The 20,812-nt window shown below is 38.0% G+C and carries 13 protein-coding genes; 5 read left to right on the top strand and 8 right to left on the bottom strand.

What is annotated here, in order from left to right; translation table 11 throughout:
* Positions 1-193: 193 nt before the first annotated feature.
* The 3 genes from BM378_RS01625 to BM378_RS01615 all read right to left on the bottom strand — a co-directional run bounded on the left by BM378_RS01625 (position 194) and on the right by BM378_RS01615 (position 5,966).
* Entirely contained in the window at positions 194-3,334 is a 3,141-nt protein-coding gene (locus BM378_RS01625) for a DEAD/DEAH box helicase (RefSeq protein ID WP_036972623.1), read from the bottom strand.
* A 416-nt stretch (positions 3,335-3,750) separates the two neighbouring features.
* Entirely contained in the window at positions 3,751-4,713 is a 963-nt protein-coding gene (locus BM378_RS01620) for a transcriptional regulator (RefSeq protein WP_036972625.1), read from the bottom strand.
* 14 nt (positions 4,714-4,727) lie between these two features.
* A complete protein-coding gene (locus BM378_RS01615) occupies positions 4,728-5,966 on the bottom strand; it encodes an AAA family ATPase (RefSeq protein ID WP_036972627.1) in 1,239 nt (412 codons plus the stop codon).
* Between the two features lie 770 nt (positions 5,967-6,736).
* Between BM378_RS01615 and BM378_RS01610 the strand changes: the two genes are divergently transcribed.
* Positions 6,737-7,951, top strand: a complete 1,215-nt coding sequence (locus BM378_RS01610; protein ID WP_036972628.1) for a hypothetical protein — start codon at positions 6,737-6,739, stop codon at positions 7,949-7,951.
* A 66-nt stretch (positions 7,952-8,017) separates the two neighbouring features.
* Here the strand turns inward: BM378_RS01610 and BM378_RS01605 are convergent, their stop codons facing one another.
* Positions 8,018-8,893 carry a DNA replication terminus site-binding protein gene (locus BM378_RS01605; RefSeq protein ID WP_036972629.1) on the bottom strand — a complete coding sequence of 292 codons (876 nt, stop codon included), beginning with the start codon at positions 8,891-8,893 and terminating at the stop codon, positions 8,018-8,020.
* Between the two features lie 433 nt (positions 8,894-9,326).
* Between BM378_RS01605 and BM378_RS01600 the strand changes: the two genes are divergently transcribed.
* Positions 9,327-10,676, top strand: a complete 1,350-nt coding sequence (locus BM378_RS01600) for a class II 3-deoxy-7-phosphoheptulonate synthase (protein WP_036972631.1) — start codon at positions 9,327-9,329, stop codon at positions 10,674-10,676.
* A gap of 81 nt (positions 10,677-10,757) precedes the next feature.
* Here the strand turns inward: BM378_RS01600 and ppsR are convergent, their stop codons facing one another.
* Positions 10,758-11,567 carry a posphoenolpyruvate synthetase regulatory kinase/phosphorylase PpsR gene (gene ppsR / locus BM378_RS01595; protein ID WP_036972633.1) on the bottom strand — a complete coding sequence of 270 codons (810 nt, stop codon included), beginning with the start codon at positions 11,565-11,567 and terminating at the stop codon, positions 10,758-10,760.
* A 153-nt stretch (positions 11,568-11,720) separates the two neighbouring features.
* Here ppsR and ppsA point away from each other — a divergent pair, with 153 nt between their 5' ends.
* A complete protein-coding gene (ppsA, locus tag BM378_RS01590; RefSeq protein ID WP_065979183.1) occupies positions 11,721-14,096 on the top strand; it encodes a phosphoenolpyruvate synthase in 2,376 nt (791 codons plus the stop codon).
* A gap of 99 nt (positions 14,097-14,195) precedes the next feature.
* Here the strand turns inward: ppsA and BM378_RS01585 are convergent, their stop codons facing one another.
* Positions 14,196-14,405 (bottom strand): PGPGW domain-containing protein, encoded by a 210-nt coding sequence (locus BM378_RS01585; RefSeq protein WP_036972636.1) that lies wholly within the window; start codon positions 14,403-14,405, stop codon positions 14,196-14,198.
* A gap of 147 nt (positions 14,406-14,552) precedes the next feature.
* Here BM378_RS01585 and ydiJ point away from each other — a divergent pair, with 147 nt between their 5' ends.
* Positions 14,553-17,597 (top strand): D-2-hydroxyglutarate dehydrogenase YdiJ, encoded by a 3,045-nt coding sequence (gene ydiJ / locus BM378_RS01580; protein ID WP_074988392.1) that lies wholly within the window; start codon positions 14,553-14,555, stop codon positions 17,595-17,597.
* A gap of 22 nt (positions 17,598-17,619) precedes the next feature.
* Here the strand turns inward: ydiJ and BM378_RS01575 are convergent, their stop codons facing one another.
* Both BM378_RS01575 and BM378_RS01570 read right to left on the bottom strand, forming a co-directional pair.
* Complete coding sequence (locus BM378_RS01575; protein WP_074988390.1) at positions 17,620-18,807, bottom strand: cation:proton antiporter; 1,188 nt, start codon at positions 18,805-18,807, stop codon at positions 17,620-17,622.
* The gene (locus tag BM378_RS01570) at positions 18,807-20,018 is read right to left on the bottom strand and encodes a tyrosine-type recombinase/integrase (RefSeq protein WP_036972641.1); all 1,212 of its coding nucleotides are present in this window, start codon (positions 20,016-20,018) and stop codon (positions 18,807-18,809) included. The genes BM378_RS01575 and BM378_RS01570 overlap by 1 nt, the downstream gene beginning before the upstream one ends.
* Before the next feature lie 139 nt (positions 20,019-20,157).
* Between BM378_RS01570 and BM378_RS01565 the strand changes: the two genes are divergently transcribed.
* Complete coding sequence (locus BM378_RS01565; protein ID WP_036972643.1) at positions 20,158-20,724, top strand: lipid-binding SYLF domain-containing protein; 567 nt, start codon at positions 20,158-20,160, stop codon at positions 20,722-20,724.
* Positions 20,725-20,812 lie beyond the last annotated feature (88 nt).

The raw sequence follows: 20,812 nt of genomic DNA, 5'->3' as shown, positions 1-20,812 counted from the left end.
ATAACGAATTACATGACAGCAGAGTAGGGGAGTAGGCATAAAAAAAGCCAGCTCAAGGTGAGCTGGCTCTAACATTACTAAATTTAGTAACCAAATGGGAAATCAACATAATGCTCATGTAAACTGCAATTTAACAACAAGCATAATAATAGACGCCACTAAATTTGATTAGTTCAAAAAAAGTTTAAAAAATTTAATTTTTTATCAGCGCCAACATCTGCTCTTCATCAAACTGAGTAAAACTCATTGATTTATCAGTAAATAATGCATCAACTAACGCTTGTTTATGCTGCTGCATTTTAAATACTTTTTGTTCAACAGAGTTGGCCATAATCAATTTATACACAAACACAGGGTTGGTTTGACCTATTCGATATGCCCGATCGGTTGCCTGTTTTTCAACTGCAGGGTTCCACCATGGGTCAAAGTGAATCACGGTATCTGCTTGGGTTAAATTTAACCCGGTGCCACCGGCTTTTAGGCTTATTAAAAAGACTGACGATTCACCTTCGGTAAACTCTTCAATAACACGACTGCGATGTCGAGTTTGACCGGTCAACATACTAAAAGTAATTCCTAACTCACCTAAACGTTCTGCAATCACATCTAAAGCGGTCGTAAACTGGCTAAATATAATAACTTTACGACCTTCACTTAACATAACGGGTAAATGCTTAGAGAGCCATTCAAGCTTTGCACTACCCGCCTGAGTTGTTGGATCAATAAGTTTGGGATGACAACAAATTTGTCTTAATTTTAGTAACGCGTCCAAAAACGCAAGCTTACTCTTTTGCACACCTTGTTGGGCAAACAAGTCAACCAGCTTTTGCTCTAGCGATTGCGTTATACCGGTGTAAATTTCTTTTTGTTTCGCTTCGAACTCAAACTCTTTAACCAGCTCTGTTTTCTCGGGAAGTTCTTGCGTTACCTGCGCTTTTGTTCGGCGTAAAATAAAAGGCATGATCAGCGATTTAAGTTCATCGGCTCGTTTAACATCGTTATCGCGCTCAATAGGTGTTTGAAAATATGTTTTAAAGTGCGCTTGCGAGCCCAGGAGTGAGGGCATTGCAAAGTCGAGCAACGACTTAAGCTCAAACAGGTTATTTTCGATAGGCGTGCCACTTAAGCACAATTTAAAATCGGCATTAAGGCGCTTAACCAAACGCGATACCTGCGCGGCATCATTTTTAATGTACTGGGCTTCATCCAGAATGATGTTTTCAAAATACAGTGGCGAGTAATATGCAATATCACGTTTTAACAAAGGGTACGTTGTTAAAATGCAATCGGCCTGCGATAACTGCTGGAGTTGCTCGTTTCGTAACGAACCAAATACGGTGGTGATTTTAAGGTTACACGCAAACTTATTAATTTCATTTTGCCAATTTCCTACCAAGCTGGTCGGGCAAACAATTAAAGTAGGGCCAGCTTGAGGCCGTTGTTTGGCATTCGCTAAAAAGGCAATAACTTGTAAGGTTTTACCCAATCCCATGTCATCAGCCAAAATACCCCCCAACTGATGACGTTTTAAAAAGTTAAGCCAATCAACACCATGTTGCTGATACTCTCGAAGTTGTACACCGTCATTCAATCCCTGAATATCGGACTTTTTAACCACCGGACGGGTGTTCGTTAATTCAGTTAAATATGCATCAAGGGCATCATCAACAATACTGACTTTAATTGCTTTTTGGGCGATTAACTGGGGTAAAAATGACAATGGCATGAGTATTTCATCACGCGTTTTTATATGCTCAAAACGTTCGCGGTATTCATTAAGCTGAGTAATCGCTAACTTATCAACAACAGCAAAACGTTTACCTACGCTGAAATAATAATAACGTTCACTTTGACGATTGAGAGACTGAAAATTGTTATCCGCTGTAAAAAGTTGCTGCGTTTTTACACCAGAGATCACGATTTTACTAACTATTTGATGACCTTTTCCTCGCTCAACTTGAAGCGATATTTGCTTTAATGCTTTGCTAACATCAAGTTCATCATTAATTTTCCAGCCGCGTTTAAGCAGGGTAGGGATAATTTCGAATTTCAACCAGTGTGCATGTATAACTGATTGTTTATTAAATACAAACTCGGTTTGTAAAGCCCCTTTACAAAATTCAAACCCTAAGTTCGTTAGCTCATTAACAACGGTATTCTCAAGCGATTGATTAATAATCCCCTCGGGGGCTTGGCTTAGTTCGTAAAGTGAATTTTGATAGTTAAATTGAAGCGATAGACCAATGTTTCCCTCATCGTTGCGTATGCTTATAACGGGAAAGACAGAACGTGATTGATTCTTTTTACTTTGCTTAAATGCATGCGGAATAACACCCTCACCAAAATTGTCATTGAGTTGTTGGTATACACGATCAAAGTTTTCGTTGTGTATCGCAGGCATGTTAGCCAATAACGCAATTTCATCTGCAGTCAAAGGAGTTCGGATACGGCCAATTTTAAGTGTGTCTGGATCTAGGTAAGTCGGGGGTGTCGTTTTGAGTAACAACCAATTATCTTGCCCTGCTAGTGACAAAGATAATGAGGTTAAATCACTATTTTGCTGCCAGCTAAATTCTAAGGCTTGCATGGTATCTGCTTTAATAGCCTGGCGAGAACGGCCTAAAAATAATCGTTGTGTCGCTATAAGTTGTTGTAATGCCGCAAAGCCCCATGAGCCTTTCAACTCAAGCTTACCGAGCGCGTTTTGAGAGCGGATCCAACTATATAATCTAAAGTCAGTTTCGAGTAAATCAGTCGGTGTAACAAAGCTATTTAATTGTTGTTCTGTTAAATTACGGCCCAATGTGTAGTTATGCTCAGGATCATAATTAGCAATTTTAGGGGTAAGGGTAACAGCCGATTTTTCAACATCTAAAACAAATAATAATACATGTTTTGCTGTGTCGGTTGTTGATTGCTTTAGCGTCTTTAGCTCACTAAACCAATCATTAATAATATAGTCCTCACCATAATCGCCTGAATGCTCAATTTTTAATTTAAGCAAAACCGCAGCAATATGACGGCACTTTGTTTTTGAACCACACGTACAATGTGAATCAACTGAAAATCCGGTTGGTAATTTACTGATCTCGATATGCTGGGTAAAAGTATTCCCTTCGTTACCAAACATAGAAGCATCAATCACACTAAAGTCACTACTATGCTCAAGCCAATTGATTTGGCCGTTCTGATGGTACTCTTTTGCTTTACTTAGCACATGCGGCTTAAATAGCTGCTTGATGAATCGCTCTGACAGCGGAAACTGTGTTTCTTGCTCTTGTTTGATTTCTTCAAAGATAGCTAATAAGTCATTTTTGGATAAGTTAGCAGACATAACGCTTTTAACAGTAAAAACAAAAAATAATTCTGCCAGTATATGATCTATCAGCGCCCAGCTAAAGCACTATTCCTTTATTTCGGACTGGTTGGAGCTGATTAGTTGGTAAAATTATGTTTTTGTCTAAAAAAATACAGCCAAAGAAGAGGGCTCGACTATTTAACGAACAACAAACGCACAAGATATAAACAACTTAATAACAAGGCAGGGCCTTTACAGATCACTTTTTTACTAAGGAAAGAGTGAAAAGGCTTAAATAGCCTGTAAAGGGGCAGATAGTTAGTAAAAATCTGATCTATGGATGCGAATTGAGCAAATTTTAAGATATTTAGATCAGTATTTTACTAACAAAATAGGGTAAGAGATCACGCTTTTACTAACAATAAAAGCGTGACAGATCGCTATTTTACTAACTAATTAAAGCTATTTAATAACTTAGTAAGCTGCTCTAAACGCTTGTCAGTCATCACTTTATTATCGATTTTTACCGATAAATCACCGCTTTTAATGTTTCTCTGTACGGTCACAAATTCACTTTCTATGAGTGATTCACGACGGCTTGGCGTAGCGGGTTCGACTGTTAAGTACTTAGTAATGGCTAGCGCACGCTTATCATCACTGCTTATGGCGTTTATTTCGCTGTCAGTGCTGATTTCACTTACAAGGCGAGTGAATGCCTGCTCGTCACGCTCTTTCGCCGCAATAAGCTTTTTAGCCACTTCTCGGCCAACATGATTCGCTGTTGGGTAGAGGCTCAGTACAGAAGCGGGTAAATTTTCATAGGCTTTAATGGCATCCGCTATTGCTGTATGTGATACCCCTTCAATTGCTGCAATCTCACGGTACGAGCCCTTTTTGCCTTCTGCAATTAATTCATCACGGGTTTGCTGATAAGCTTGTCCAAGCTCCCACAGACTGGGGGCAATGTATTGATCAGAAGAGACCGCAAGTATTTTTGCATCTTGTTCAGTGAAATCTTCTGAACTTAGCACTAAATAGTCCGAACCACTTAAAATACACGCTTTGCGACGACGCGAGCCGGCTAAAACAAGCATTTCAGTGCCTTTATCCCAGCAAAGGGCAGGGTGTTGGTTTCGTCCGTCTTCAGCGATAGCCGGTAAAATATCAGCCACCGATTTTTCATTCAGTAACGACTGAACTCGACGGTTCTTGCCATACACTTTAGTTTTAGATTCGATTTCAGAACTTGGAATGACTTTACATACCAGGGTAATTTGGCGCGTAGGATCACTTGGCGCGGGCATGCTAATAACATCGCCAGCATTGGCTTGTTCAAGTAAAGCATCTAGACTGCTGCTTTCAATTGACGTTGAAAAAGGATCTAAGCTGGTATCATTTTTACGTTTTTTAGCCATCTTAATCATTTACCTTACTTAGCTGTATTCAATTTTGATTGGGTTGATTGCCAGTTAGAACGAATCAACATTTCAAGCTCATCAACCACATCTTTAATATTCTCTTGAGCACGTAGTAATGATTCTCTACTTGCGAGACTGTCAGACGTTTTTTGGTCAAATATGGTATTAAAAGACGATGAACTCGCCGTGATAGCGGAGCTATGGTTTATTGGGTAACTCATAACTTGACGTCCAAAGGCACTGCGCACGTCTTTAACAATATCGCGTTGTGAATGATTGCCTTTCACGTAATTTGTAACGAGAAACTGCATAAAATCCCATCCTTGATGCCCTAAAGCAGCAACCGTGTGATAGATCTCGCCTAAACGTTTTAAGTATTTATTGTTTGCATCAAAATCAACAGCTTCAGGATGAACAGGAATAAGCATCGATGTTGAAGCCATTAAAGCGTTATAAAACATAAAGTTAAGTGATGGAGCTGTATCGATTAAAATAATATCAAATTGATCTTTTACAGGCTCAATCACTTTTTCTAATAATTTATGATAGTGACGTGTTTTATCGTAACTTGAACTATCTTTTAACAGTGTGGCTGTTTCATGTTCAAAATAAAAATCATCCATACCAGAAGGTAAAATACGAATATTGGGAATGTGAGTCGGTAAAAATGAATTAGTAACAAGTTCGTCCCACGTTTCATTTTCTTCAAGCTCAATGCAATCACGCATTAAGTCACCCACAGTAATTGGATCTGGTTCACTTGGCGGGAAGAAACTCGATGATGAGCCTTGTGGATCTAAGTCAATAATACCAATTCGATACCGTTTAATATTGGTTGTAGCGAGGGCCGCTGCAATATTAACCATGCTGGTTGTTTTACCACAGCCACCTTTCAAAGAGTTAATGACAATAACTTGTAGTTTGTCATCTGTTGTGCGGTGATCTGGCTTGATATCCATGATATCTGCCATAGCGAAAATATTGACTAGCGTATAGGCATAATGTCCATTTGCACCTCGTTTGATGTTTAATTCATCAAAGTCACCATTATCATGACGTCGCTTTAACGTTCTGTTATTACAGCCTAAAAGATCTGCTGCGGCTTTTTGAGTATAGGTGCGAAGTTCTTTTTCTTCCGATTTAAGATGAGCACGATAATGTTGGATACGTCCTTCTAGCGATTTTTCAGCAACTTCAGCTGTTGCTTTTAGTAACCGGTAAGTGGCTAGCGCATTATTATTAATAGACATACTTTCTTCCTCAAAGTTATGCTTTAAGTATAATGTCCATTCAAATTGCTGTAAACAACTATTTTGTACGACATGCCTTTTATTAATAAGACATTTAAGAAAAATTTGTAATCTAATTGAAGCTAAGTATAAATAAGTAAGATTAGAATTGGTTAAAGATATAGGTATATAAGTTTAACGTGCTAAAATAGCAATCTATGTTACTGATTAACCAGAATATTATTTAAAAAAGCAGATCATGTTTTTACTTGGTTAAGATCAGATCTCTTATAACTCGCAGATCAGCTTAATACTAACTAAAAAACCAGCTGCTTAGTTATGCACAGGTTAGTCACTAGTTTATGCACATTTTTACTGCTGTAGATCACGATTTTACTAACTAAATTAGAGAGTTATGCACTGAAGCAAAATCAGAATAGTGCATTTTGTTAGTATAGATCTGATCTATAGTTGGTACAGATCAGATCTATGCTAACTCAGTAAGCATTTATCCACATGCTTTTGTAAAAATGGGTTTATGTGTCGTGTTTTTTGACCTGAAAATGAATTTTAACATGACATAATATTCACTGAGTTAGTAAAATTTTGACCCATACACTATAACTTAGTAAAAATCTGATCTGAAAAGTTCTAGAATTAATCTAGTTAGTATAAAACTGATCTCAAGAAAATATTTCAGATCGGATCAAGTTTATACTAACTTAAACATTTAACTTTTTAAGTTTTATGTGTTGTTATTAACTGTCGAAGAAAAATTGGAAATAAGAACAATGAGCCGAAAGGTCAACATCTCAGTGGATAACCTCCCCGATACATTACGCGGGCAAATCCATGGGGTGGAAAGTGCAATCGATAATGAAAGTCTTGCACTGTTTACAGACAACAAAGATGTGCGCGTTTCAATTGAAAATGCAGCACATGGTTTGAGAGCTTACTCAAATACCTTTAATCATTATGATTTGTGGGGACGTTTTGTTCGTTCAGGTCATAAAAAGCTTCCGGTTGAAGAAGCACCAAAAAAGACAATTGTTACAAGAAGAATTTCAGAAAAAGTTGATGGGATTCTCTATGATGGCGAAATTAAAATTACCCCAGCAGTTGTCAGCACACGGAAAGATGGTGAAGACATTGAGTATTTAGTATGGCCATCCGATCGTGAAGAAAAAGTTGAACGTGCATTAATACGTTTGGCCTCTAAAGGTAAAATTGTAAAAATTAATTTTAAATCGGGTATTCAATACGCGGTTGTTTTTTCAATGAATGAGTTGGCACAAGAATTAAAAGCGGTTGGTCAATCAATGCCGTATCCGCAGATTAAAGAATCGCTTGAAGCTCTTCAAGGTTCTAAGTTGTCATTTAAATATTCTGCAACTGACACGCGCAACTCTGATATTGATGATTCATTTTACGAGTCGAACATGAACTTTTTATCGTCGCTTCACTTTAGCGGTAAAAAAGGACAGGGCGGTAATGTAAAATGTGTGGCATGTTTAAATGCGTTTGTTCATAACATGATCGATAACCTTGAGTACAAAGGCTATTATTTTAATAGTGCTCAAGAACTGAAACGCGGTTTATCTCGCTGGATGATGTTACGTTTGTATCATCTTTGGCGTTATGCTGCGCCAGGTAAGACATATCATTTTAGATTGTTATCAATCATGGAAAAGTACGGCTCAATTTATTCGACAGATGAAATCACTGAGAATAAATTAAAAGCGTTACGTCGTGATATGACCACAACGATGAAAGATTTAATAGAAAAAGGCGCGATATCAGAATACAACATCACAAATGTGAAAGATGATAAAACGGGTAATATTATTGATTACACATACGAAATGCATCCGTCTGATCAATTTTGTGATGAAATTTTAGCGCTCAATAAACACAATAAACGAATTGAAATTCAAGGCGGTAAACGTATCGTTGAGAATGCTGTGTTAATTGATGAAGATAAAATAGAAGAAATAGTCGAAGATTAAATTTATATTTCTTATCTCCAATACTGTTACATGTTAAAGGCCACTAAAGTGGCCTTTTTAACATAATCAATCTGTTACTTGTTCCAAATAAAGTCGATCTACTAAAAAGTCATATTCTTTTTTACGTGGATGACTCTCAGGTTTTTGATAATCATTTAGTGCACCAAGTTTTACATCCGGTTCTGGATTTATAAGAATGAATGGTAATGCGGCACTCACATGATATCGGTTTTGAGCAGTGTATCGCACATTAACTTGTGGACTAACACGGGTAGGTCTTCGAATTCTTAATTTATCTTTATCATTTAAACTCGCAACACGGCTTTGTTCTTGTGCAACAAGAGATTGCCAAGTATGTTGATCTATCATTCTAGGGTTAGAGTAACTCGCCGATTTATCAAGCATGGCCAATGCCATTTTTTTGGATAAAGTTTTAGTTGCATGTTTGTGCATCCATGTGAACCTGACCGAGTAGGGTGATTCAGTTTCAAAATGAATTTTACGATATGCTGCAAGCGTAATTAAATTTGGTACAGCGTTATGCACTGCTTCAAATCGAGCATCATTATTATCGATAGCGAGTATACAGTTTTTAAAGTCAGCTTTTGCTTTGTTCAATTGTTGAATACGGGCTGTAAGTTGATTTTTATCAACATCATGAAGTACCAATAACCCAGGATGACGTTTTAAAACCCGACTACTAATCCCAGGTTTTTTATAAAGGTCTAAATACGAGTTAATAATTAATTTGTGCGCTTCATCACCTTCGAACTTTTTGACAGGAATCAGTGAGGGTATTTTTTTCTCATCGTTAATATCCGTTTCTGGTAATTGATAATAAAACGCTTTTTTAAAACCAACTTGTTTTAGATCATCGCAAAATAATTGGGTTAATTCGCTGACTAAATCAAATTGACTACGAATTTCTAATTTAGAAGCCATAAGAACACATCTTACTTTAACATGAGTTAATATTACCTCAGCATCTTTGATATTTAAAGGATAAATATTTCTTATATGCTGACCTAACTCTTACATTTAAATAAGTATGATGTGTTCTTTATGATATCCCCTAGCATGCTTTTCTAATATTTCAATCTGCTGTTTATTTTTATCTAAATTCAGTGTAAAGCTGAGGTTACACTGTGTCTTATTAAAGGTAAGATGTGTTCTTTTTTTATTGCTCACTCATATTATGCAAATCTAACTTAAGCTTTTGTTTTAATTAGCTATGATATAGTTGGTGTCTAGTCAATCGATGCTTTGGTTTATCAAATAACTAAATAATTGAAAATAGGTGAATATAGTCCTTGAACTTACCCTGTGCATTAAGTTAGTTTTCATTAACGGTCTATGTTAGGAATGAGGAAAGAACATGCAATCGTGGAACCCAGATAGCTGGAGAAATCTGCCGATACTTCAGCAGCCAGAGTACCCAGATAAAGAAGCCCTTAAACAAGTTGAAGGGCAATTAAAAAGCGCACCGCCTTTAGTGTTTGCCGAAGAAACGCGTAGCTTATTTAAACAATTAGAAGATGTATGTGAAGGACGTGCCTTTTTACTTCAAGGTGGTGATTGTGCTGAATCATTCAGTGATTTTAATGCCGCCAATATTCGCGATACATTTAAAACTCTATTACAGATGGCTGTTGTCTTAACCTATGGCGGTAAATGCCCTGTTGTTAAGATTGCACGCATGGCAGGTCAATACGCAAAGCCACGTTCGTCAGATTACGAAACCATTGATGGGGTTTCATTACCTTCATATCGTGGTGATATTGTAAATAATTTTGAATTCACCGAACAAGCACGAATACCCGATCCACAACGTTTAATGACTGCTTATCACCACAGTGCGGCTACGTTAAACTTATTACGAGCATTTGCACAAGGTGGCCTTGCTGATTTGCATCAGGTAAATCGTTGGAATATGGGCTTTGTTGCTGCAAATCCATTAAAAGAGAAGTACCAACAACTTGCAGATCGCATTCAAGATGCGCTTGAGTTTATGGAAGTATGTGGTATTGACTCTACGGTTGCACCAAGTTTAAAAGAAACAGATTTATTTACATCGCACGAGGCGCTATTACTTGGCTACGAAGAAGCACTAACACGTCGAGACCATTTATCAGGTGATTGGTATGACTGTTCTGCGCACTTTGTGTGGATTGGTGAACGAACTCGTCAATTAGATCATGCTCATATCGAGTTCTTTAAAGGTATTAAGAACCCAATCGGTGTAAAAGTAGGTCCTGGCATGGACCCTGACGAGTTGATTAAGTTAATAGATGCAATTAACCCAGATAATATCCCTGGTCGCTTAACATTAATCACACGCATGGGTGCAGACATTCTACCAGAAAAACTGCCAGCGCTTGTTCGTAAAGTACAGCAAGAAGGACGCAAGGTTATCTGGAGCTCAGACCCGATGCACGGTAATACTGAAAAAGCGAGCTCAGGATATAAAACACGAAGCTTTAATAATATACTTCGTGAAATTAGCCAGTTCTTTGCAGTCCATAAAGCCGAAGGCTCATACCCTGGTGGTGTTCACCTTGAGATGACCGGCCAACATGTAACTGAATGTACAGGTGGGGCATATGGGCTGTCAGATGAAGATTTAGCTCAACGTTACCGCACGCAGTGTGACCCACGTTTAAATGCAGATCAGGTATTAGAGTTAGGCTTCCTTGTTGCAGACTTATTAAAGGATGCGCGCAAGTAATCTCGCTTTACTTATTAAGTATTAAAAGGCTGCATAGTGCAGCCTTTTTTATGTCCGATACTAATTATGAAGAAAAGTTGGTTAGTACTTACGACGCTCAAGCCCTGTATCAGATATAATTTTGGCTGATATTTCTTCAACAGAGTGATGTGTAGAATTCAAATATTGAATTTTTTGCTTTTTATAAAGCATTTCAACTTCGCGGACTTCGATTCGACATTGTTTTAATGATGCATATTTTGAGTTCGCCATGCGTCGCTGTCGTATATCGGCAAGTCTGACAGGGTCGATTGTTAAACCAAATAGTTTATGTTTATACGACTTCAAACATTCAGGTAGGCTGCCACGCTCTAGGTCATCTTCAGTCAATGGATAGTTTGCTGCTTTTATTCCATATTGTAATGCTAAATAGAGGCTAGTAGGGGTTTTACCACTGCGACTTACGCCCACCAAAATGATATCAGCTTCAGCATAGTTTTTTATATTAGCGCCATCATCGTTTGTTAGCGCGTAGTTAACGGCATCAATTCTAAAATCGTAGCTTTTTTCATGCATAGAGTGTGTACGGTGAACTTTAGGCACAGGCGCAACTTTGAGCTCTTTTGCTATTTGGTCACTGTACTGAGATAAGAAATCGTAACACACCGCACACGAAGATTTAATAATTTCACTTAGCTCATGATTCACAAAAGTGAAAAATACCAAAGGCTGTTCGCCGTCGCGCTGGGCTGTTGAGTTGATTAAATTTTTAACTTCGTTGGCTTTTTTTTCTGTCTCAACGAATGGAATTGTTTTGTGATTAAAATCGACAGGGAACATCGACAATGTAGCATGGCCAAACACTTCAGAGGTGATAGCTGTTCCGTCAGAAATATAGAATGCAGTTCTCATAATTAACCTTTTTATTACCTTTATCTGCAAAATAGGGGCTTCACGGTTTACGTGAGGTCTGTTGCCAGTGTAGAATGATGGCGACCTTTTTAGAAGGTTTTCTTTCTTAACTCTCACAGTTAGTACTACAATTTGTTTTATGGAGAAAGATCCGTGCAAGAATACGTTCTCTGGTATCAAGAGCTTGGTATGCAAGATGTTCCACGTGTTGGCGGTAAAAATGCCTCACTGGGTGAAATGATCTCAAACCTAGCTAACGCTGGTGTACAAGTGCCAGGTGGTTTCGCTACAACTGCCGATGCATTTAACGAGTTCCTTGAGCAATCAGGGCTAAACTCAAAAATCCACGATATTTTAGACACATTGGATGTGGATGATGTAAATACACTCGCTAAAGTCGGTGCCGAAATCCGCCAATGGATTATCGACACACCATTCCAACCTAACCTAGACCAAGCCATCCGCGACGCATATAGCCAATTACATGGCGACGCATCTCAAGATGTATCATTTGCAGTTCGCTCATCTGCTACAGCAGAAGACATGCCAGACGCTTCATTCGCAGGACAACAAGAAACGTTTTTAAACGTACGTGGTATTGATTCAGTTATGACTGCAATCAAACACGTGTTTGCCTCATTATTCAATGACCGCGCTATCTCTTACCGAGTTCACCAAGGCTATGATCACCGTGGTGTTGCTTTATCGGCTGGTATTCAACGCATGGTACGTTCAGACAAAGCATCGTCAGGTGTTATGTTCAGTATCGATACTGAATCTGGTTTCGAAGACGTTGTGTTTGTCACATCAAGCTACGGTCTTGGTGAAATGGTTGTACAGGGTGCAGTAAACCCAGATGAATTTTATGTACATAAACCAACGCTTGCGAGCGGCAAGCCTGCAGTAGTTCGTCGTAACATCGGTTCAAAAGCAATCCAAATGATTTACTCAAGTGATGAATCACATGGTAAGCAAGTTGAAATCGTAGATGTAGATACTGCATTATCAAACAAATTCTCAATCACAGATGCCGAAGTTCAAGAACTGGCTAAGCAAGCTGTGATCATCGAAAAACATTACGGTCGTCCAATGGACATCGAATGGGCTAAAGATGGCAACGACGGTAAGCTTTACATTGTTCAAGCACGTCCAGAAACCGTTCGCTCAAATGAAGATGCCAACGTAATGGAACGTTTCCAATTAAATGGCTCGAGCAATGTTGTTGTCGAAGGGCGTGCTATTGGTCACAAAATTGGTGCTGGTACGGTACGAGTTCTTAACTCTATAGACGAGATGGACAAAGTACAGCAAGGCGATATCCTTGTTACCGATATGACCGACCCAGATTGGGAACCAATCATGAAACGTGCAGCGGCGATTGTTACCAATCGTGGTGGCCGTACATGTCACGCAGCTATTATTGCTCGTGAACTAGGTATACCTGCTGTTGTGGGTTGTGGCAACGCAACTGATTTAATTAAAGCAGGCCAAGATGTAACCGTTTCGTGTGCTGAAGGTGATACAGGTTATATCTACGAAGGCATTCTAGATTACGAAGTACTTACTTCGCGCGTTGATGAAATGCCAGAACTACCAATGAAAATTATGATGAACGTTGGTAACCCAGACCGTGCTTTCGATTTTGCCCGTTTACCTCATGCAGGTGTTGGCCTTGCACGTGTTGAGTTCGTTATCAACCGTATGATCGGTGTTCACCCTAAAGCACTATTAAACTTTGATGCGCAATCAGATGAGTTAAAAGCAGAAATTTCAGACATGATGGCTGGCTATGAGTCACCGGTTGAGTTCTACATTTCTAAGCTTGTTGAAGGTATTGCGACATTAGGGTGTGCGTTTGCACCAGAGCGTGTCATTGTTCGTATGTCTGATTTCAAATCAAACGAATACGCAAACCTAGTTGGGGGCCAGCAATATGAGCCGGAAGAAGAAAACCCAATGATTGGTTTCCGCGGTGCTGCTCGCTACATTTCTGAAGATTTCCGTGATTGTTTCGCGCTAGAGTGTGAAGCAATTAAACGCGTTCGCAACGAAATGGGTATGACGAACATCGAAATCATGATTCCATTCGTACGTACCCTTGAAGAAGGTAAGCGTGTTATCGAACTTCTTGAAGAACATGGCTTAAAACGTGGCGAAAATGGTCTTAAAGTGATCATGATGTGTGAATTACCATCAAATGCGCTATTAGCTGAAGAGTTCTTAGAATACTTCGATGGTTTCTCTATTGGCTCAAACGATTTGACTCAGCTAACACTTGGTCTTGACCGTGACTCAGGTTTAATTGCACATCTTTTTGATGAGCGTAATCCTGCGATTAAAAAGCTGCTTTCAATGGCAATCCAAACTGCAAAAGCAAAAGGCAAATACGTAGGTATTTGTGGTCAAGGTCCATCAGATCATGAAGATTTTGCAGCATGGCTAGTTGAGCAAGGGATTGATTCTGTATCTCTTAATCCAGATACAGTATTAGAAACTTGGTTATACTTAGCTAAAAAGCTAGCAGACTAACTAGTGTTTATTAAAAAAATGCCAGCGATTATGCTGGCATTTTTGTTTACTCAATTAGAAAGAATAACGATGCACTTAAGTGTTATCGTAGATTGGCAATTATCTCGCTAGTTTTTTATCTAAATAAGCACATGATTTAGTGAGTGCTTTTTGACAATAAACCAAATAGCGACGTGCCAGTGGGTAATAAAACGAAAAGCACAGTAATCCCACTATAAAAAATAGTAATGATGGGCCGGGCACAATGACAAATATCAACCCAAGTAGCATACTTAAAATACCTAAGCTTACTAATAAAATCTTTTTCATATCCCTTACTCATTTGATGCTTTAATAAACAGTATAAAAGTATTGAGACTTAAATCGATTAAAAGAGTGTTACAAACTGTAAAATCTTCAATTTAACTTAGCTATTAGCATGATATAATTTACGAAATGCCTTAATTTATCACCGTCATGATAGCAACAATAAGTCAACAACAAGTCGCTTCTGAGTTAGTCGCTAACTACCTAGAAACTATTGTAAAACAAGGTTTTTCGGGTGACACAGACGCAAGTTATTCTACGCGATTAAGCTTATCGACCGATAACAGTGTTTATCAGCAAGTACCGCAAGGAGTTATTTTTCCAAAAACGGCGAAAGATATTCAACTTGCAATGCAAATCGCCTCACGAGATCCATTTCTGTCACTGACTTTTGGTCCTCGCGGCGGTGGCACAGGGACAAATGGTCAGTCTCTTACTCCTGGTATCGTTGTTGATTTATCTCGCTACATGCGTGAAATATTAGAAATAAATGTTGAGGAAAACTGGGTAAGAGTGCAAACAGGTGTCATTAAAGATCAGCTTAATGACTTTTTACGCCCTTATGGATTTTTCTTCGCACCTGATTTATCAACCAGTAACCGAGCAACAATTGGTGGGATGATAAATACCGATGCATCAGGGCAGGGCTCGCTTGTCTACGGTAAAACCAGTGATCATGTTTTAGGTCTGACAACATACCTAATCGATGGAACTGAAATGTCTACCTCACCCATGCCTATCGAAAAAGCACAGTTAGTTGCTGAGCAAAACTCAACAGTCGGCAAGTTGTATAAAACGGTAATGGATATTGGACTCAATAATCGTGATGCAATTTTGCAAAAATTCCCACGATTAAATCGTTTTTTAACCGGTTATGACTTAGAACATATTTTTTCTGACGACTTACAAACTTTTGATATGAGTCGTTTAATTACGGGATCTGAAGGTTCTTTAGGTATAGTTACCGAAGCCAAACTTAATATTACCCCAATTGCTGAGTTTAAAACCTTAATCAATATTAAATACGATAGTTTTGATTCAGCATTGCGTCATTCACCTTTTTTGGTCGCCGCAAATGCAACGTCTGTTGAAACAGTCGACAGTAAAGTGCTTAACTTGGCACGGGAAGATATCATTTGGCATTCAGTATCGGACTTAATAACCGATGTTGATAATAAAGATATGCAAGGCCTCAACATGGTTGAGTTTAATGCCGTATCACCGGATGATATTAAAGAAAAAGTAGACACGCTATGTAGATTATTAGATGACTGCGTTAAAAACGAAACGCATGGTGTGATCGGTTACCAACTTACAAATGATAAAGCCGATATTCTAAAAATTTATGCCATGCGTAAAAAGTCTGTTGGTTTACTAGGCAATGTTAAAGGTAGTCAAAAGCCGCTCGCATTTGCAGAAGATACTGCCGTACCTCCAGAAAATTTGGCAGATTTTATTGTTGAGTTTCGTCAACTTCTTGATAGTCACCATCTTCAGTATGGTATGTTTGGCCACGTTGATGCGGGTGTTTTACATGTGCGTCCAGCCTTAGATATGTGTGATCCTGAGCAAGAAAAATTACTTCGCCATATTTCAGATGAAGTTGTAAAACTTACCGCTAAATATGGTGGTTTAATGTGGGGCGAGCACGGTAAAGGTTATCGTAGTGAGTATGGACCAGAATTCTTTGGTGAGCATTTATTTACTCAACTACGAAAAATTAAATCAGCTTTCGATCCAGACAATCGCATAAATCCCGGTAAAATATGTACACCGCTTGAAAGTAAAGACTCCCTCGTTTCTGTTGATGATCAAAAGCGAGCTTGGTTTGATAAAGAAATTTCTATTGACGTTAAAACAGAATTTAATAACGCCATGACTTGTAATGGTAATGGTCTTTGTTTTAACTATGATCAAAATTCTCCAATGTGCCCTTCGTACAAAGTAACGGGTGACAGACGCTACTCACCTAAAGGACGTGCAGGTTTAATGCGCGAATGGTTGCGTCTTCAAGAATCAGAAAATATTGATTTAATACATGTTGAAAAAGAACTCATCAATGGAGAAGTAATCACGTGGTGGGAACGTTTTCAGCATAGCCGAGATAAGAAAAAAGGCATTTATGATTTTTCGCATGAAGTGAAAGAGTCAATGGACGAATGTTTAGCATGCAAAGCATGTACAACAGCCTGTCCTATAAAAGTAGATGTGCCAACATTTAGATCGCAGTTTTTAAATTTCTATCACAGTTACTACGCGCGGCCATTAAAAGATTATTTAGTGGCAGGTATCGAACAAACGGCACCTGTCATGGCTAAATTTGCAAAGGTAGTGAATCCAATTGTAAATACAAAACTGGTTTCTAGTTTAATAAAAAATACAATTGGCTATGTTGATACACCAACGTTAAGTGTTCCTCAACTTTCGAAACGCGTAAACAAAAGTGACATGTTCAATTTTGAATTACTTAAATCACTTACCAGTGATGAACAAGCTGAGTATGTTCTTATTGTTCAAGATCCATTTACCAGTTTTTACGAGGCAGAATTGGTTGAGAGTTTTATAAAAGTAATAAAAGCGCTGGGTAAAAAACCAATGCTGTTACCCTTTAAACCAAATGGAAAAGCCCAGCACGTAAAAGGTTTTTTAAATGAATTTAAAATTACAGCAAAAAATGCGGCTGAGTTTTTAAATTCACTTTCTGAAATAAACTCTCCACTGGTTGGTCTCGATGCGTCACTTGTTATGTGTTACCGCGATGAGTATGTATCAATACTAAAAGAAACGCGTGGTGATTTTAAAGTTGAACTTGCTCATGAGTGGTTACAAACACAAAACTTTAAAAACGTATCACTGTCGGCAAAAAGTGCTGTGCCATTTAAATTATTAAGCCACTGCACTGAAACGACAGCGATGCCAAATGCCTCAAAAGTTTGGCAAAATATTTTCTCTGATTTAGGTTTATCTTTGAGTACAACAAGTACAGGTTGTTGTGGTATGGCTGGCACTTATGGTCATGAAAAACAAAATCAAGAAAACTCACGCGCATTGTACGAAATGAGTTGGAAACCACTTATTGAAAATAGTGAACCCGAAACTATTTTGGCTACTGGATTTTCTTGCCGTAGCCAAGTAAAGCGTTACGAAAAATATAAACCAAAACATCCACTGCAATTAATAGCAGAACTGTTATAAAAAAGGCGCTTTAAGCGTCTTTTTATTTATAGCTATTCGCAATAGGCTTGGTACTCATGCCATGAATAAAAACACTGAATAGAATTGTTGTTAACGTTACTGTCGCAATTTGTTCTTTGTTAGCAATTGTTGTATCCATAACCATTAGTGTAAATACAATTGACGCAAGACCTCTTGGTCCAAACCAGGCAAACGTCAATTTATCTTTTCTATTTAAGTCTGTGAAAAATAAAGAAAGTAATACAGGTATGATTCTAAATAAGGTCACGCTAAGTAATGCATAAAAAACAATAGGCCAAGTAATATCATTAATTATTAAATGTCCACAAACAAACCCAAACAAACACCAAATGAGTAATGCTATAAATTCTGCGATATGCTCCGAGTCTTTAACTAAAGTAAGACGAATTTTTCTTGGTGAAAAATAGTCAAACAATAACCCAGCGACAAATACGGCAATAAATCCACTACCATGAAAGTTTTGTGTTAACGAGAAGATCGCCATTACTAAACCAATCAATAAAAATGGACTGCTATTATTTGCAAAATAATGACGCGCCAAAGCGACCTTAAGGAGTGGAATAAATATCGCTGTTGCAACTGCGGCAACCAAAAACGCAACACCCAATTCTCTAATAAAAACAACGAGAGTATCTGTTGTTGTCACAGCACTATCTGGATTCTGAACTAGCAATAATAAAACTAAAAATATTGGCACACATAATCCATCATTTAACCCACTTTCAGTATTGATCCCTTCTCGAATTTTTTCAGGAACCGACGAGCATTCTAAAATACCTTTGCTTAACGCCGCGTCCGTCGGAGTTAAAATAATTGCAATAAGTGCAGATTGAAATAGTGATAGCTCAGAAAATATAAATAAACCACCGGCAACCCCTGCAAGTAATGTGAGTGGTAATGCTACAAATAAAAGCAGGCTAGGGTACTGAAAACTATGCTGCAATACACTTAACTTTGATTTAGCTGCATCGGTAAATAAAAAAATACTTAGCGTTAACTCAACTAAAGGTAAAATTTCATTGAGTCCATTTTCACCAAGCTTAAATTCACTGGGTAATAAGTAAGACATTGCAATCCCGACCAATACAAAGAACATTGGTCCGGTGATTTCGGTGCGCTCAAGTTGGCGGATTGTCATTGAGTAAAATAGCAACGCACAACCAACAATGGCCAATATGGTGTATTCCATTATACTTTCCTTTTCATCCCTGACTTTGCTCTTTCTTTAATATTAGTTTGAATATAAATTTGATCTGTTGTGGCTATTTTTGCATGACCAAGATCTTCAGATAAATGTTTTAAAGGGCGAGTTTGTGCATCGTGTGTTGCCCCCGTATGTCGAAGCCAATGTGCTGTGGCAGCTTCAAGTTGTTCTGCATCATCTTTAAAACCATCATCAAGTAATGATTTTTTCGCCAAGTCAAAACTTTGTTGAACTAAACGTCTAATTTGTCTAACCGTCATACCACCTTTTCCACGAATTTTGTGAACTAAAGGTTCGGCTTCATCAACTCGGGGCAGGGCGGGTAACCCACGGTATAATCGGTAACGTTTTAGGTAAGTAATAAAATCCTCACTTAATGTTACATCCCGTAATTTATTGCCTTTACCCATTATACGTAAAAACCAGAACCCATCATTATCTTGCCAAAAATGTGACATTACCGGTGACCATTGCGGCCGTTCCGACAATTCAGAAATCCGTAGATACAATCCTTTTAAGCATGCAAGCGTAAATAAGTTTCGCTCAAGATCAGGTTGTTCTTCACATAAATCACGCGTTACACCGAATACATATTCCCACTGAATATCACTTAATGTATCTGGAATTTTAATTTGAGATTGCACAACCAAATATGGGCTATTCTTTTTTACAACAGGTACAAAGTTAGCGAATGTTTTTTCTTCTAGAATGGCGAATTTATAAAATACATTTAATGCAGTAAACATTGCAGCTAACGTTTGTTGACTAGCAATATTTTCTCTTCCGATAAAAGGGCGCCAATTAGAATTTAATCGTCGAATACCTTGTTCATCTTTATATCGCCATTGAACTGAATTTGATAACCACGCTGATTCTGGCTCAACCATAAAATCAACATAAGCTTCAATATCTTCACGTTTTAGTTCAAAAACTGATTTTTCAGCTATGAGCCAAGACCATAAACAAAAACGTTCAAGTTCATTTCTAAATCGATTAAATGTCGCTTCGGATTTTCGACCATACACATAAAGAAACTGATACAAAAAAGCCAAGTCATTTTTTGATTCAGCAACAGTCAATCCAACCTGGTGTATAAATGTATCAAGTTCTGGATATTCTGTTGCTAGAGTATCATCTTCTAGGTGGGCAATTTGGTAACGAAGTTGTTTTATAGTATCGACTAGAGCAACGAGCATAATGTATAAATATCTTGTAAAATAACTAGTTATAAGAGTAACACAAAGTCCGATACTGTCTAGTATTGGACTTAAGATATCCTTAAATTAACGAGTATTTTAATTACTATCTTGCCATACAATTATTCAAGGAATATGTATGAAAAAGTTTATTGCAATCAGTTTAATCATATTATCAACCGTTTTGTCGGGTTGTGCTACTACCGGCAGTGCCTCTCCGAGTGAAAAACGGGCGCTAGTTCAGAGTATGAAAACAAACACTCTAAACACATTATATGCAGAAAAACCTGATGTGAAACAACAAATTGCTAACTCAGCTGGCTATGCTGTTTTCGATAATGCCAATGTAAATGTAGTTTTGGCAAGTTTTGGCGGTGGCTACGGTGTTGTTAAAAACAACCTAACAGGTAAATCAACTTACATGAACATGGGCGAAGCAGGTTTAGGCCTCGGTTTAGGTGTTAAAGATTTCAATGTTGTTATGGTTTTTCATAATCAGGCTGCTGTAAACCGTTTCATCGAGCATGGATGGGCGTTTGGTGGCAACGCAGATGCAGCCGCTAAATATGAAGATAAAGGTGGCGCTTTAGTTGCCGAAGCGATAGCCGATCAAGTTACCGTATATTCTTTAACCGAAAATGGCTTGGCGCTTCAAGCTGTTCTTAAAGGCACTAAATTTTGGGTAGATTCTGAGCTAAATCAGTAAATAAAAACCCTTCTATAAGTGGGCTAGTGAGTAACATAACGCCCACTTTTATTTATTGCACTATATTTAACATAACGTAATTTATGGG

Source organism: Pseudoalteromonas lipolytica (assembly GCF_900116435.1).
Lineage (GTDB): Bacteria > Pseudomonadota > Gammaproteobacteria > Enterobacterales > Alteromonadaceae > Pseudoalteromonas > Pseudoalteromonas lipolytica.
The sequence above is the reverse complement of the archived record's forward strand: the minus strand, read 5'-3'. Positions and strand labels throughout refer to the sequence as shown.

Excerpts from the sequence above, each read along its gene's own strand:
- BM378_RS01625 (WP_036972623.1), bottom strand. The coding sequence starts at position 3,334 with ATGTCTGCTAACTTATCCAAAAATGACTTATTAGCTATCTTTGAAGAA.
- BM378_RS01620 (WP_036972625.1), bottom strand. The coding sequence starts at position 4,713 with ATGGCTAAAAAACGTAAAAATGATACCAGCTTAGATCCTTTTTCAACG.
- BM378_RS01615 (WP_036972627.1), bottom strand. The coding sequence starts at position 5,966 with ATGTCTATTAATAATAATGCGCTAGCCACTTACCGGTTACTAAAAGCA.
- BM378_RS01610 (WP_036972628.1), top strand. The coding sequence starts at position 6,737 with ATGAGCCGAAAGGTCAACATCTCAGTGGATAACCTCCCCGATACATTA.
- BM378_RS01605 (WP_036972629.1), bottom strand. The coding sequence starts at position 8,893 with ATGGCTTCTAAATTAGAAATTCGTAGTCAATTTGATTTAGTCAGCGAA.
- BM378_RS01600 (WP_036972631.1), top strand. The coding sequence starts at position 9,327 with ATGCAATCGTGGAACCCAGATAGCTGGAGAAATCTGCCGATACTTCAG.
- ppsR (WP_036972633.1), bottom strand. The coding sequence starts at position 11,567 with ATGAGAACTGCATTCTATATTTCTGACGGAACAGCTATCACCTCTGAA.
- BM378_RS01585 (WP_036972636.1), bottom strand. The coding sequence starts at position 14,405 with ATGAAAAAGATTTTATTAGTAAGCTTAGGTATTTTAAGTATGCTACTT.
- ydiJ (WP_074988392.1), top strand. The coding sequence starts at position 14,553 with ATGATAGCAACAATAAGTCAACAACAAGTCGCTTCTGAGTTAGTCGCT.
- BM378_RS01575 (WP_074988390.1), bottom strand. The coding sequence starts at position 18,807 with ATGGAATACACCATATTGGCCATTGTTGGTTGTGCGTTGCTATTTTAC.
- BM378_RS01570 (WP_036972641.1), bottom strand. The coding sequence starts at position 20,018 with ATGCTCGTTGCTCTAGTCGATACTATAAAACAACTTCGTTACCAAATT.
- BM378_RS01565 (WP_036972643.1), top strand. The coding sequence starts at position 20,158 with ATGAAAAAGTTTATTGCAATCAGTTTAATCATATTATCAACCGTTTTG.